The 13,438-nt window shown below is 70.4% G+C and carries 13 protein-coding genes; 2 read left to right on the top strand and 11 right to left on the bottom strand.

The genetic code is table 11. The features are described 5' to 3' along the window. The first annotated feature begins 90 nt into the window (after positions 1-90). Positions 91-579, top strand: coding sequence for a hypothetical protein (locus Q4F04_RS03495; protein WP_303368439.1), 489 nt, complete (start codon positions 91-93; stop codon positions 577-579). Between the two features lie 3 nt (positions 580-582). Here the strand turns inward: Q4F04_RS03495 and Q4F04_RS03490 are convergent, their stop codons facing one another. The 6 genes from Q4F04_RS03490 to Q4F04_RS03465 all read right to left on the bottom strand — a co-directional run bounded on the left by Q4F04_RS03490 (position 583) and on the right by Q4F04_RS03465 (position 6,045). After that, a complete protein-coding gene (locus Q4F04_RS03490) occupies positions 583-1,695 on the bottom strand; it encodes a Hint domain-containing protein (protein ID WP_303368438.1) in 1,113 nt (370 codons plus the stop codon). A gap of 69 nt (positions 1,696-1,764) precedes the next feature. Further along, on the bottom strand, positions 1,765-2,526 hold the full coding sequence (locus Q4F04_RS03485) for an ABC transporter permease (RefSeq protein WP_303368437.1): 762 nt from the start codon (positions 2,524-2,526) through the stop codon (positions 1,765-1,767). Further along, positions 2,523-3,461, bottom strand: coding sequence for an ABC transporter ATP-binding protein (locus Q4F04_RS03480; protein ID WP_303368436.1), 939 nt, complete (start codon positions 3,459-3,461; stop codon positions 2,523-2,525). The genes Q4F04_RS03485 and Q4F04_RS03480 overlap by 4 nt, the downstream gene beginning before the upstream one ends. Before the next feature lie 30 nt (positions 3,462-3,491). Beyond that, positions 3,492-4,223, bottom strand: coding sequence for a 1-acyl-sn-glycerol-3-phosphate acyltransferase (locus Q4F04_RS03475; protein WP_303368435.1), 732 nt, complete (start codon positions 4,221-4,223; stop codon positions 3,492-3,494). Between the two features lie 173 nt (positions 4,224-4,396). Continuing rightward, on the bottom strand, positions 4,397-5,341 hold the full coding sequence (locus tag Q4F04_RS03470) for an ABC transporter permease (RefSeq protein WP_303368434.1): 945 nt from the start codon (positions 5,339-5,341) through the stop codon (positions 4,397-4,399). A 29-nt stretch (positions 5,342-5,370) separates the two neighbouring features. Next, positions 5,371-6,045 (bottom strand): cell division ATP-binding protein FtsE, encoded by a 675-nt coding sequence (locus Q4F04_RS03465; protein WP_303368433.1) that lies wholly within the window; start codon positions 6,043-6,045, stop codon positions 5,371-5,373. A gap of 106 nt (positions 6,046-6,151) precedes the next feature. Here Q4F04_RS03465 and Q4F04_RS03460 point away from each other — a divergent pair, with 106 nt between their 5' ends. After that, a complete protein-coding gene (locus tag Q4F04_RS03460) occupies positions 6,152-7,123 on the top strand; it encodes a zinc-ribbon domain-containing protein (RefSeq protein ID WP_303368432.1) in 972 nt (323 codons plus the stop codon). A gap of 481 nt (positions 7,124-7,604) precedes the next feature. On the opposite strand, the gene Q4F04_RS03455 is transcribed toward Q4F04_RS03460, so the two are convergent. The 5 genes from Q4F04_RS03455 to argH form a co-directional block, all read right to left on the bottom strand. After that, a complete protein-coding gene (locus tag Q4F04_RS03455; protein WP_303368431.1) occupies positions 7,605-10,172 on the bottom strand; it encodes a DUF4175 domain-containing protein in 2,568 nt (855 codons plus the stop codon). Continuing rightward, the gene (gene lysA / locus Q4F04_RS03450; protein ID WP_303368430.1) at positions 10,169-11,434 is read right to left on the bottom strand and encodes a diaminopimelate decarboxylase; all 1,266 of its coding nucleotides are present in this window, start codon (positions 11,432-11,434) and stop codon (positions 10,169-10,171) included. Before lysA ends, Q4F04_RS03455 begins: the two co-directional genes overlap by 4 nt. Positions 11,435-11,563: 129 nt before the next feature. Beyond that, on the bottom strand, positions 11,564-11,752 hold the full coding sequence (locus Q4F04_RS03445; protein ID WP_303368429.1) for a hypothetical protein: 189 nt from the start codon (positions 11,750-11,752) through the stop codon (positions 11,564-11,566). Positions 11,753-11,871: 119 nt separating this feature from the next. Continuing rightward, positions 11,872-12,015, bottom strand: coding sequence for a hypothetical protein (locus tag Q4F04_RS03440; protein ID WP_303368428.1), 144 nt, complete (start codon positions 12,013-12,015; stop codon positions 11,872-11,874). After that, complete coding sequence (argH, locus tag Q4F04_RS03435) at positions 12,009-13,418, bottom strand: argininosuccinate lyase (protein WP_303368427.1); 1,410 nt, start codon at positions 13,416-13,418, stop codon at positions 12,009-12,011. Before argH ends, Q4F04_RS03440 begins: the two co-directional genes overlap by 7 nt. Between the last annotated feature and the right edge of the window lie 20 nt (positions 13,419-13,438).

Below are 13,438 nucleotides of genomic sequence, written 5' to 3'. Positions count from 1 at the left end.
AGCCAGGTTCACCACCCCTTGGCGCGGTCGTGATGCAGGCCGCGCGGCGAACGGATTTCCATCCCCGCAGACAGTCGGCATGATGCCGCCATGCAGATCATCCCTCGCCTTTTCCGCCGTGCCGCCGTCCTCGCGCTGATCGCCCTTCCCGCCTGCGCGGCGCCGCCGCAGGCGACAGTCGCGACCGCATCGCAATCCCGCCCTGCCGCCGGTTCGGGCGAGCCCATCACCATCCACAACAACCGCGGCGGCAACGTCCTGCAGATGATGGCCCGCCGGAACGAGCTTGAGGCCTCGGGCCGCCCCGTCCGCATCACCGGTCTCTGCAACTCGGCCTGCACGATGCTGATCACGCTGCCGAACGCCTGCCTCGACCCCGATGCCTCGGTGGGCTTTCACGCGCCGCGCCTGCCGGGGACGCAGATCATCCCGCCCATCGTGGACCAGCTGATGGCGATGCACTACCGGAACGGCATCCTCGAACGCTGGAACGGCGAATGGCGCCATTCGCTGAAGATACAAAGCATCAGCGCCCGCGAATATGTCCGGCTGGACCCGCAGACCCGGCTGTGCCGGTAAGGGTCAGGCCAGCGCCGAGACCAGCGGCTTGAAGTTGCGGACCTGCCGCTCGATCAGCTTCGCCACGGGCTTGCCGCGCATCACCGGGCGGGCAGTGGGTGGCGGATCACCCTGTCCCGGGTCGACCAGGTCGGGAAACAGCGCCCGCAGTTCCCGCAGCGCGCCCCCGGTCATCGAGGCCACGGCCATCGGCCCCAAGTAAAGCGATTCGGCCTCGGCCCCTTCGGCAAAGACGATCTCGTGGCGGTCGAACATCAGGTGCCAGTAGCCGATGCCGTCCTCTGCCGGGACGCGCTCGATCCCCGGGTGGCCGACAAGATGGACGGCGGCGATCAGCACCTCGGTCGAGCCGGTCATGCGTTCCGCGATGGCCGAGCGGACCAGGATCCGGTGCTGCGGGGACAGGACCAGATCGCGCAGCGGCATCCCTGGCCCCAAGGCGCCGGCGGCGATGCGGATCGGGTTCAGACTGGGGTTTGCCGCAAGGCCCGCTGCCGAAAGCCGCCTGCCGCCCAGCCAGCGCAGGGGCTGCAGGCCATGGTCGCGGGTGCGGACCAGGTCGCCCACGCGCAGCAGATGGACCGGGCGCGGCCCGTCGCCGGTCTCGATCAGCGTGCCGGTGGCAAAGCAGGTGACGTCGATCCTGAAATCGTCGTCATCGTCCAGGCTGCGCCATGGCACCTGCCGCAAGGGCTCGGTCGGGCCGATGAAGATGAACTTGACGGTCTTTCCGGGCTCTTCGCTCCAATCGACCACGGCGCCGTCATAGGGCAGCCAGAGCCGGGCGGTCGCGGATGCATCGGCGGTTCCGGCCAGAGACAGGACCAGCGCCTCGATGTCCCGGCCGGTGATGCCGTTCGGGGCCGCGAACTCGGTATACATCAAGGCCCGGCTGATCCCCGAGATGCGGTATTCGGCGCTGTTCAGGGTGACGAGGTCGCCCAGCGACAGGAAGTCCGGGTCCGACCGGACAACATCCAGCGGGTCGAGGCTGGCCGAGAGGTGATGCGTCGGCTTGTAAGGGTGGTCGTCGCCCGTCCGTCCTTCCGGGAAGACGTAAGCCCCGCCCGCGATGTCCGGCCCCGTAAGGATGCTTGCGTCATGAAGCTTTGCCATGGCTCTCCCCTCGTTTTCACAAAGGGTTAATGGCGATGGGTTAAAGCTTGGTTAAGGGCAGTGGAAAGATCACTCGCGCAGGCGCCAGCCGGTCAGGAAGATCCAGCGGATCGCGGCCAGCAGCACCACGATCATCAGCGCGACCGCGACCAGCGAGACGCCCACCGGCACGTCGGCCAGGTCGAAGAAGGACCAGCGGAAGCCCGAGACGAGGTAAAGGACCGGGTTCAGCTTGGCCACCTGTTCCCAGAAGGGCGGCAGCATGGAGGCCGAGTAGAAGGCCCCGCCCAGGAAGACCAGCGGCGTGATGATCATCATCGGCACGATCTGCAACTGCTCGAAGTTCCTGGCCCAGAGGCCGAGGATGAAGCCCAGAAGCGCGAAGGCCGTCGAGGTCAGGACGAGAAAGGCGACCATCCAGAACGGATGGACGATATGGACGCCGACGAACCAGAAGCTGGTCAGCAGGATCACCAGCGCGATCAGGATGGCTTTCGAAGCGGCCGCGCCGACGAAGCCCAGCGTGACCTCGACCCAGCCGGTGGGGGCCACGAGGTATTCGTAGATCGTGCCAGAGAACTTGGGGAAGAAGATGCCGAAGCTGGCGTTCGACACCGACTGCTGCAGCACCGTCAGCATCATCAGCCCCGGCACGATGAAGGCGCCGTAGGGCACGCCCTCGACCGACTGGATGCGGCCGCCGATGGCCGCGCCGAAGACGACGAAATACAGCACCGTGGACAGGACCGGGGATGCCAGCGACTGCCAGATGGTGCGGAAGAAGCGCGACATCTCGTGGCGGTAGATCGCGCGGACGGAACCCCAGTTCATCGCCGCTCTCCTTCGCCGGATTCCAGAAGCGACATGAACACCTCCTCCAGCGAGGATTGCTTGGTGGCGACATCGCGGATGCCGATGCCGCGCGCGTTCAGGTCGGCCAGCAGCCGGCCGATGCCGGTGCGTTCCGCTCGCGCGTCATAGGCATAGCCGAGCCTGCGGCCGTCGTCCGACAGGGTGATATCGTCCTCGGCCCAGCCGTCGGGCAGCGCGGACAGCGGGGGGTCCAGTTCCACCGTCAGGTGCTTGCGCCCGAACTCGCCCATCAACTCGGCCTTGGGGCGGACCAGCAGCAGGCGGCCCTTGTCGATGACGCCGATGCGGTCGGCCATCTCCTCGGCTTCTTCAAGATAGTGCGTGGTCAGGATGATCGTCACGCCCGAGGCGCGCAGCTCGCTGACGACGGCCCACATCTCGCGCCGCAGATGCACGTCCACGCCGGCGGTCGGTTCGTCGAGGAACAGCACCTTGGGCCGGTGCGACAGCGCCTTGGCGATCAGCACCCGCCGCTTCATGCCGCCCGACAGCGCTCGCGTCGGCGCATCGCGCTTGTCCCACAGGGCAAGGCTGCGCAGCACCTGCTCGACATAGGCCTCGTCCGGCCCCTCGCCGTAAAGGCCGCGGGTGAAGCGGACCGCGTTGGCGACGGTCTCGAAGGGTTCGAGCGCGATTTCCTGCGGGACAAGGCCGATCAGCCGGCGCGCCGCGCGCCAGTCCGTGCGAATGTCATGGCCGCCGACGCGGACGGTGCCGCCCGTGGGCACCACCAGCCCGCAGATGATCGAGATCAGCGTGGTCTTGCCCGCCCCGTTCGGCCCCAGCAACGCGAGGATCTCACCCTGCTCGATGGTCAGGCTGACATCGTCCAGCGCCTTGGTCCCGCCCGCATATTGCTTTGACAGGTGGACGATCTCGATGATCGGGGGCATGGGCGTTCCTTCCAGCGGCTGGATCGAGAGCTATGCAGCCCCGCCCTGCTTGTCCAGCGCAAGCCCGGCATCCGCCATCAGCCGGTCCGAGGCGGCCTCGACCTTTTCCTCCACCCGGGCCACCAGTTCTGCGGCGGGCAGGGTGACGGTCACAGGATCGAGGAACTCGATCACCGCGCGTCCGGGCCTGATCCGCAACCCGTCCTTTGGCCAGAACATCCCGCAATTGACCGCCACCGGATGGACCGGCAGCCCGGTCGCCTGGTGGATGGTGCCGACGCCGTGCTTGTAGCTGCGCCGCTCGCCCGGCCGGGTGCGGGTGCCCTCGGGGTAGATGATGAGCTGGCCCAGGCCGTCGGCCGAGGCGCGCGAGGCCTGAATCCCGGCGATGATCTGGCGCATCGCCTCGGACCCGCGGGTGCGGTCGATGGGGATGCAGCCCGCAAGCCGCGCGTAATGGCCCATGATCGGCACCCGCAGCACCTCGCGCTTCATGATGAAGGCGCATTGCGGGACGGCATGGGCGATGGCGAGGATGTCGAGGAAGCTCTGGTGCTTGGCGGCGATGATGCAGTCATGCACGGGCGGCGTGCCCCGGATCTCGACCGAGATGCCGAGGATCGCGCGGGCCGCGGCTAGCAGTCGCCCGGTCCAGGCGATGGGCAGGACATGGGCGTTCTGCGGGTTGTGCCGGATCTTCGGCCACCACCACAGGCCCATGAAGATGGTGACAAGGGCAATCCAGATGTAGAACACGGCCATTCTGAGCGGCCAGAGGAGCGGCAGGGGGCGGGGTTCGTAGCGCGGATCGGCGCCGGACCGGGGCGCTGCCCCGGACCCCGGGATACTTGTGGCCGAAAGACTTTCGTTGAATGTGCTGCCGGCAGGCGCGGGCAGCAGCGCCCAGCCGGGTTGCTCGATGCGGCGCGCGGACATCAGCGGACCTCGCGCAGCATCCGCAGCGCGGCGGCGCGCGTGGCGACGAAGCCCACCAGCGCGCCCACCGGCGGGATCAGCAGCGGCCAGAGCCAGCCCCAGCCGGTAAATCCGAGACCCGTCAGGAAGCCCCCCGCCGCCTGCATGTCGGGCAGCGCAAGGACCGCGAGCATTCCCAGCGCGGTGCCGCCTACGGCCCCCATCGCGGTGCGGCGGGTGAGGCGGCGGACAAAGGCGGTTGCGATGGTCAGGTCGCGGGCGCCGATCAGCCGCATGACCCGGATCACCTGCACGTTCGCGGCCAGCGTCGCCTGCGCGGCCAGCGTGACGATGGCGGCGCCGGCGGCCCCGATCAGGACCAGCGACAGCCAGCCCAGCATCCGCAGCCGCGATGCGGCCGAGACCAGCGGCTGGCGCCAGCGGGTATGGTCGTCCAGCACCGCGCCCGGCGCCTCGGCCTCAAGCCGCAGCCGCAGCCCTTGGGCGTCAAAGCCCCGCGCGGTCGTGACCTGCACCAGACGGGGCACCGGCAGCGCATCGACGGGGACATCGGGACCGAACCACGGTTCCAGCAGTGCCTCGACCTCGGCGGCGTCCAGGGGGTGGCTTTCGGCGATTCCGGGCGTCGTTTCCAGCACCTGCCGGACCGTGGCCGTCCGCGCTTCGATCTGGTCCGCGGGGGCCGAGACGCGGATCGTCACCGTCTGCGCCAGTCCTTCCGCCCAGCGATCGGCCAGCCGCCCCGTCGCCAGCGCCAGCGCCAGCGCGAAGACCGCAAGGAAGGCCATCACCCCCGCGCCGAAGGCCGTCAGCTTCGCCGTCACGCCCGAAGGCGGCACGATCCGGTCGGCAAGCCCCGCCTCGCGCCGGGCCAGCGACCGCCAGAGCGTGCCGAAGTCCAGCGCCTGCAGGTCAGCGCGCACGGGGCGCGGACGGCGGAACATGGCGCGCCAGCCAGGACGGTTCGGGGCGCTCACAGGTCGGCTCCCGCTGCCTGAATGCGGCCCCCGCCGATCCGCAGCACGCGGGCCGAGACCTGCTGCCGGGCGGCGCGCACGAGGTTCATGTCATGGGTGGCGATCAGCACGGTCTTGCCCGACTTGTTCAACTCGATCAGCAATTGCAGCAGCCTCAGCGACATGTCCCAGTCGAGGTTGCCGGTCGGCTCGTCCGCCAGGATCACGTCCGGCGACAGGATCACCGCGCGGGCCAGCGCCGCGCGCTGCCTTTCGCCCCCCGACAGCGACGGCGGCAGGGCGCGGGCCGCCTGCGTCATCTGCACCCAGGCCAAGAGGTCGCGGATCGCCGCCATGTCCACCGGCTCGCCCGCGATGGTCATGGGCAGGGCGATGTTTTCCGCCACCGGCAGGTGGTCGAGGAACTGCGTGTCCTGGTGGACCAGGCCTATCCTGCGGCGCAGGCTGGCGATGGCGTCGCGCCCCAGCGCCGCCGCATCCTCGCCGAACAGCGAAAGCCGCCCCGCCGTCGGCAGCAGGTCGGCGATGCACAGGCGCAGGAAGGTGGTCTTACCCGACCCCGAAGGCCCGATCAGGAAATGGAACGACCCGCGCGGCAGGCTGAGCGTGATGCCCTGAAACAGCGCCTCTCCCCGAGGGTAGGCGAAGCCAACATCCCGCATTTCGATCACGTCCGCCCTCCTTGGCCCGCGGCGCGCTTGGCGGCCGAACGCGGCGTTGATAGAACGTCCGCGCGCCGATGAAAACCAGCGGCGCAGGCGAAACGGGGGCCATGCGATGCGGCTGATCTGCCCGCGCTGCAACGCGCAATATGAAATCGACGCGGGCGCGGTCCCCCCGGCCGGGCGCGACGTGGAATGTTCCGCCTGCGATCACGTCTGGCGGGCGCTGCCCGGACCCGAGGCCTTCAACCCCGGGGCGCGGCCGCAACTCAGCCGCCCCCTGAGCGAATCGGTGATCGGCATCCTGCGCGAGGAAGCCGCGCGCGAGCTTGAGGTCCGCGCCTCCGACCGCCGGACCCAGCGAGCGGCCGAACGCGCCGCGGCGATCGCGGCAGAGCTTGGGGAGCCGGACCCTGCGCCGCCCTTCCCGGACGGCAGGGCCGATGCAGGGGAGGCAGTCCGACAGGACCCGGACATCACCGCCCTTGCCGCGCCCGGCGGCGTCCTGCCGGAAGAAACGGCCGGGCCGACAGTCGATACGCCCGAAACCCGCGCGCAGGAGGTTGAGCCAAGCGCCGACACGGGCGGGGGAATGGCGGCTGTTCATCCGGTTTCCGATCCGGGGGCTTCTTCTGCAAGCGCGGCCCTGACCGGCGGGGGCCGGACGGATGCCGAACCGCAAGGCGCCTCGGCCGATCACGTCAGAGCCGGACCCGGCACGGGCGCCGACGCGGAAGACCTGCGGGTCCCCCGTGGCGAGACGCCGCGCCCGGGAACCACGGGCGCAGGCCCGCGCGAAGATCGGGACCAGAGGACTGCCCCTTCCATCAGCACGGCAGAGCCGGCGGCGGCCCGGAAAGGCGCTGCGGGTTCCCGTCGGGGTTATGCGGCAGGCGTCAGCACCGCCGCGATCATCGCGCTTGTGGCGCTGGCGCTTTACGCGCTTGCGCCGCGGGTGGCGGATCAGGGGGCGCCGGGGGCGACCCTCGTCGGCTGGCGGAGCGAGGTCGATCGTGGCCGCGACTGGCTGGCCCGACAAGGCAACGCCGCAACAAGCGGCCTGCGTGATCTTCTGGGGGGCGAATAGCGCCCCGGCAAGCAAGGCCCCCAGATGCAGCCAGACAGAGATGCCGCACGGCAGGGGCGGACTTCAGCGCAGGCCGAGCGCCGGATGCGTCCGACGCCACGGAAGAACCGGCCTGACGGCACGGGAAGACCCCGGCCCATGCGCCGCCGCAGCAACGACGGATGCCCGAGCCGCCTTCCGACCGGCCGCTTCTGCGCAGTCTCGCCCCCTTTGCGAAGCGGCGCGTCCGGTCACACCATGATCCGGGCATGTGGTCTGCCCCGGGCATCTGCAGGATTCATCCCGTGACGGCTAATGCCGGGGCCCACTTCTGTCAGCCCCTTCGTCGCTGAGACACTCCCTTTCGGGCCTCCGGCCAGAACACGATCCGCGCGTCTGATTCGAACCCGAAGGGGTGCAGGCCTCATCCCCTGACGGCGGGTGCCCGGACCGCCTTCAGGCCGGCGGCTCAAGCGCCACCCTGCCCCCTCCGGCCGTCCGGTCAGAACCTGTCCAGCAGCCGCCCCAGATAGTCACGTTCCACGCGGGGGCGGTCGGGGTCGCCGCTGCGGCGGCGGATCTCGTCCTGCAGTTCGCGGGCGCGATTGGCCTGCCGCTCGCCTTCGGCCAGCGGCTCGCCGGTGGTCACGTTGCTGCCTTGGCCGCGGGTCTGGCGCCCCAGCGGGTCCAGCGTCGCGCGATCACTGAACCCTTCGCCGCCATCCGCCCGCGACTGGCCCTGCTGGCCGGGCTGGTTGCCCTGGCCGTCTTGCGCCTGCCCCTGCTCGCCCTGCTGCGAGCGGGCAAGATCGCTCAGCGCCCGCATGCCTTCGCGCATCGCCTCGATGGCATCGGCCTGCCCTTCCATCGCGCCAGCCGGGTCGCCCCCGCGCAAGGCGCGCTCGGCGTCTTCCATGGCCCGGCCCGCTTCGTCCAGCCGCCGGCGGGCGGCATCGCCCTCGGGCGTGCCCTGACCGGGCAGAAGCCCCTGCTGCCGCCCGAGATCCTCGCGCAGCCCGCGCTGGCGCTCGGCAAGCGAGCCCTGACCCCCCTGACCTTCGCCGCCCTGGCCGCCGCCCTGCTGGCCTTGCTGGCCCTGGCCCTGCCCCGGCTGCTCGCCCCCGCCCGGCTGCTGGCCGAAGGGATTCTGGCCGAAGGGCTCGCGCTGCGCCTCGCGCATGGCCTCGTCGGCCAGCCGCTGCTGCTCGCGCAGGGTCTCGCCCAACTGCTCCATCGAGCGGCCGCCGGGGCTGCCCTCGCCGCCGCCCTGGCCCTCGCGGACCTGAAGGTTCTCCATCATGCGGTTGAACTGTTCCAGCAGTTCCTGCGCCTCGGCCATGCGGCCCTCGTTCATCAGGCGCTGTATTTCATCCATCATCGCCTGGATCTGGTCGCCGGTGACCGCCTGCCCCTGCTGTTCGGACCGGTCGAAGCGCGCGGCCGGGTCCTCGCCGCGTTCGGCCAGCATCCGGGTATAGTCGTCGGTCGCGGCCTTCAGCTCGCCCATCAGCTTCTGGATCTCGTCGGGGCTGGCACCGTTGCGGATGGCCTCGGACAGCCTCTCCTGCGCCTGCCGCATCCGCTCCAAGGCGTCGCCCAGGCCGCCGTCCTCGATCTGCACCGCCGCGTCCCACAGCGAGTCCGCCACTTGGTCGCGGACCTCGGGCGACAGCGACCCGGCCTCCAGCGTCTGCACGGCGTTCACGATGGCGGCTGCAGCTTCCGCGGGCATGGAGCGGTCCTGCCGCCAGACCATCGCCCGCAGCAGCCGGGCGGAGCGGGCGGCGTTCTCGCGCGACCACAGCAGGTCGCGGCGCATTTCCACCAGCCCGGCGGCCAGAGGGTCGAAGAATCGCCGCCCCGGCAGGATCATCGCGGTGGGGGTGGTCTCGGCGGACTGGCCGATGCCGTCCTGCACCGACAGACGCACGCGCACCGGCAGGTTCGCCCATGGGTGGCGGGAAAGATCGGCGGTGATCGTGCCCTCGACCTGGCGGCGCTGGCCGGCGGCGGGCAGCGGCAGGTCCAGCACCAGCGCTTCGCGCGGTTCCGGGTCGGGGGTCAGGCCGAAGCGGCGGTCCACGGCAGGCAGGTCGAGTTCCAGCGCGGCCAGCCCCGAGGCGATGCCGTGGTCGTCCCTGGCCGAAAATCCCTGCGCCATCCGGCCATCGGCCCGGCGCTCGGCCAGCGCCGCAAGCTGGACGGTAGGGGCGTCGTCGGGGTCCACGGTCAGCGTGAAACTACGCCCGCCCACGCTGACGATGCCGTTCTCCTCAGCGGTGAATCGCGGCGCGTCGGGCGGACTTTCGACGGCGACGCCCACGCCCTGCTCGACCGCCAGCCCCTGCCCGTAAAGGCGGAAGCTCAGCACCGTGCCCTCGGGCACCGTCAGCGCGTCGCCCTTGAGCGCGTTGAGGTAGATCGTAGGGCGACGGGTGTGGCGCGGGGGTTCCGCCCAGCCCTCCCATGCGGGGCCGGTCGCGACCGGCTCGTCCGGGCCGCGGGGGCTGGGCGCCCAGCTTGCGGCCAAGGCGCCCAAGCCCTGCCCGACCGGACCCGCGCCCCCGAACAGCAGCGCCATCGCCAGCGCGGTCAGCCCGACCAGCCGCAGGGCAAAGGGATCGCGCCTCGGCAGCCCCGCGTCGGGCGTGGCGCGGCGGGCCTTGGCGGCGGCCTTGCGCGCGGCGTCCAGATGGGCGCGCCACAGCGCCTCGGCCCCCGGCCCGCCCAGCGCCATGCGGTCACCCAGCGCCGAAAGCGGACGCCCCGCGATCCGCATGTCCACCCGCGCCAGCGCCTCGGCCCGTGCGGGCCGACGGAAGCGCATCCACCCGGCCAGCAGCGCGGCGAGGAAGGTCAGCGCCCAAAGGACCGATACCCAGCCCAGCGCGGCAGGCGGCAGCGCCGCCACCAGCCCCAGCGCCAGCGCGGCCACGGCCAGCATCGCCAGCGTTGCCGGCAGCCAGAAGGCGCGGGCCAGCCGTTCCCACCACATCCCCGCCAGTGTCAGCGCCACGGCCCGCCGGGCGGCGGGGGGTAGCGCGTCGCTCTGGGGGGCCAGGTGGGTCACAGCCAGGCGGGGATGCGGTCCCGCGACAGCATCTCCTCGATCGTGGGACGGGGCCGGATGACGGCAAAGCGGTCGCCCGAGACCAGCACCTCGGGCACCAGCGGCCGCGAATTGTATTCCGAAGCCATCACCGCGCCGTAAGCCCCGGCCGAGCGGAAGGCGACCAGTTCCCCCTGGTCCAGCGGCGGCAGTTGCACCCCGCGGGCAAAGGTGTCCCCCGTCTCGCAGACCGGGCCGACCACGTCCACGGGCGCAAGATCGGTGCCGGGCGCGCGTTCCCGCACCGGCACGATGTCGTGATGCGCGTCATACATCGCGGGCCGGATCAGGTCGTTCATGGCTGCGTCCACGATCAGGAAGTCCCGCCCCTCGCCCCGCTTCAGCCAGATGACCGAGGAGAGCAGCACCCCCGCGTTGCCGGCGATGTTGCGGCCCGGCTCGATCTCGATCTCGCAGCCGAGGTCGCCCACGGTTTCCCGCACCACCTGCCCGTATTCCAGAGGCAGCGGCGGCGCCGCATTGTCGCGCCGATAGGGGATGCCCAGGCCGCCGCCCAAGTCCAGCCGCGTGATCTCGTGCCCGTCCGCCCGCAGCGCGTGGCAGAGTTCCGCCATCTTCGTGTATGCCTGCCGGTAGGGGTCGAGGTCGGTCAGCTGGCTGCCGATGTGCATGTCGATGCCGACCACCTGCAGCCCCGGCAGCGAGGCCGCCAGCGCATAGACTTCGCGCGCCCGCGAGATCGGGATGCCAAACTTGTTTTCCGACTTGCCGGTGGCGATCTTGGCGTGGGTCTTCGCATCCACGTCCGGGTTCACCCTGACGGCGATGGGGACGGTTGCGCCCAGCGACTGCGCCACCTCTGACAGCGCCGTCAGTTCCGGCTCGCTTTCCACGTTGAACTGGCGGATGCCGCCGCGGATGGCCTGCGCCATCTCCTCGCGTGTCTTGCCGACGCCGGAAAAGACGATGCGCTCGCCCGGCACCCCCGCCGCGCGGGCGCGGGCGTATTCACCGCCCGACACGACATCCATCCCGGCCCCCAGATCGCCCAGCAGCTTCAGCACCGCGAGATTCGAGTTCGCCTTGACCGCGAAGCAGATCAGGTGGTCCGTCCAGGCCAAAGCCTCGCGGAACAGGTTGAAATGCCGCGTCAGGGTGGCGGTGGAATAGACATAGACCGGGGTGCCGACCGCGCGCGCGATCTCGGCCAGCGGCACGTCTTCGGCGTGCAGCGCGCCATCCTTGGTGTTGAAGTGGTCCATGCCGTTCCATGTCGTGATCCCCGAGGTCACGATATTGCGCCAGCATGGACGCCTTTGCAAAGGCTGCGCGATGGTGCGGGACGCCGCTCGGGCGAGCCGCACGCAATCGTGCGCGGCGACAGGCTGCGGTCAGGTCGGTTCCAGTCCGATCAGGTCGGCGCCCGACAGCGACACCGGGGCGTGGCGCTGGTTCGGGTTGTAGGTGTAGGTGCCCTGCTGGATCATCACCTCGCCGTCGTCCCGGCCGGACCCGCCCGAGCCGGCGCAAGCCGAAAGGGCCGCCATCGCCAGGGCGATCATCGTCAGTCGTGCGATCATGTCTTGCCTCGTCTGCTCGTTGCGCGGGTCTTGCGCCCGCTTGGGAAAAGCCGCGCCGCCGTTCCGGCGTGTCGCGGATGGCAGGCCGGGCAAGGGCGACCCCCTGCCCGGCTGGATGGTCAGGGCGTGAAGACGACGCCCATGGTGGCGTCGCCCGAAATGCTCACGCCCGGTGCGGGTCCGGCGCGCGGCGCCTCGGGCGGGCCGTCCACGCCGCAGCCCGCGAGGGCCAGTGCGGCGGCGAATGCGAGTCCCTTCACCATTCCTCCATCACCTTGCGCCAGCGGGCAACCTGGGCGCGCACCTGATCGGGCGCGGTTCCCCCGTAGGATTGCCGCGAGGAAACCGAGTTGTGAACGCCCAAAACGCCGAACACGGCAGATGTGATCGCCGGACTGACGGCCTGCATCTCCTCCAGCGTCAGTTCCGGCAGATCGACGCCCCGCGCCTCGGCCGCAGCGACCAGAGCGCCGGTCACGTGATGGGCGTCGCGGAAGGGCAAGCCGGCCTCGCGCACCAGCCAGTCGGCAAGGTCGGTGGCGGTGGAAAAGCCCGAGGAGGCCGCAGCCTCAAGCCGGTCACGGTTCACGGTCAGGTCGGACATCATGCCGGTCATCGCAGCCAAGGCCAGCATCAGGGTGTCGGCGGCGTCGAAGACCTGCTCCTTGTCCTCCTGCATGTCCTTGGAATAGGCCAAGGGCAGGCCCTTCATCACCGTGAACAGCGCGACTGTTGCCCCCAGGATGCGGCCGATCTTGGCGCGGATCAGCTCCGCCGCATCCGGGTTGCGCTTCTGGGGCATGATGCTGGACCCCGTGGACCAGCGGTCGGACATGGAAACGAAACGGAACTGGGCCGAGGACCAGATCACCAGTTCCTCGGCCAGCCGGCTCAGGTGGGTGGCGCAGATCACGGCGGCGCTCAGGAACTCCAGCGCGAAGTCGCGGTCGCTGACGGCATCGAGGCTGTTCGCCGTGGGCCGGTCGAAGCCCAGCGCCTCGGCTGTCGCGTGCCGGTCGATGGGGAACCCCGTCCCCGCCAGCGCGGCGGACCCCAGCGGCGATTCGTTCATCCGCGCCCGCGCGTCGGTGAACCGCCCGATGTCGCGGCCCAGCATTTCCACATAGGCCATCATGTGATGCCCCCATGTGACCGGCTGCGCCACCTGCAGATGGGTGAAGCCCGGCATCACCCAATCCGCCCCCGCCTCGGCCTGATCCACCAGCACCCGGATCAGCGCCCGCAGGCCCTGAACCGCCGCGTCGCACTGGTCGCGCACCCACAGGCGGAAGTCCGTCGCCACCTGGTCGTTGCGGCTTCGCGCCGTGTGCAGCCGGCCCGCCGGTTCCCCGATCAGTTCCTTCAGCCGCGCCTCCACGTTCATGTGGATGTCTTCCAGCGCCGTTTGGAACTGGAACTGCCCGCCCTCGATCTCTGACAAGACGGTGAGCAGCCCTTTCCGGATCGCCTCGGCATCGCTAGGGCTGATGATGCCCGTTGCTGCCAGCATCGCCGCATGGGCCCGGCTGCCCCGGATATCCTGGGCGTAGAGCCGCCGGTCGAAGCCGATCGAGGCGTTGATCGCCTCCATGATGGCATCGGGACCCGCGGCGAAGCGCCCGCCCCACATGGTGTTGGCCGTGGGATGTTCGGGCGTGTCGGTCATCGGATCGGTCCTGTCGGAGG

It is taken from the genome of Paracoccus sp. (in: a-proteobacteria), from assembly GCF_030536915.1.
GTDB lineage: Bacteria > Pseudomonadota > Alphaproteobacteria > Rhodobacterales > Rhodobacteraceae > Paracoccus.
This window is presented reverse-complemented; position numbering and strand designations above follow the sequence as displayed.

Bases quoted from the DNA above. Each gene is read 5' to 3' on its own strand.
- Q4F04_RS03480 (WP_303368436.1), bottom strand. From the start codon at position 3,461: ATGCCCCCGATCATCGAGATCGTCCACCTGTCAAAGCAATATGCGGGC.
- lysA (WP_303368430.1), bottom strand. From the start codon at position 11,434: ATGGACCACTTCAACACCAAGGATGGCGCGCTGCACGCCGAAGACGTG.
- Q4F04_RS03495 (WP_303368439.1), top strand. From the start codon at position 91: ATGCAGATCATCCCTCGCCTTTTCCGCCGTGCCGCCGTCCTCGCGCTG.
- argH (WP_303368427.1), bottom strand. From the start codon at position 13,418: ATGACCGACACGCCCGAACATCCCACGGCCAACACCATGTGGGGCGGG.
- Q4F04_RS03485 (WP_303368437.1), bottom strand. From the start codon at position 2,526: ATGAACTGGGGTTCCGTCCGCGCGATCTACCGCCACGAGATGTCGCGC.
- Q4F04_RS03440 (WP_303368428.1), bottom strand. From the start codon at position 12,015: ATGGTGAAGGGACTCGCATTCGCCGCCGCACTGGCCCTCGCGGGCTGC.
- Q4F04_RS03460 (WP_303368432.1), top strand. From the start codon at position 6,152: ATGCGGCTGATCTGCCCGCGCTGCAACGCGCAATATGAAATCGACGCG.
- Q4F04_RS03470 (WP_303368434.1), bottom strand. From the start codon at position 5,341: ATGTTCCGCCGTCCGCGCCCCGTGCGCGCTGACCTGCAGGCGCTGGAC.
- Q4F04_RS03475 (WP_303368435.1), bottom strand. From the start codon at position 4,223: ATGGCCGTGTTCTACATCTGGATTGCCCTTGTCACCATCTTCATGGGC.
- Q4F04_RS03490 (WP_303368438.1), bottom strand. From the start codon at position 1,695: ATGGCAAAGCTTCATGACGCAAGCATCCTTACGGGGCCGGACATCGCG.
- Q4F04_RS03445 (WP_303368429.1), bottom strand. From the start codon at position 11,752: ATGATCGCACGACTGACGATGATCGCCCTGGCGATGGCGGCCCTTTCG.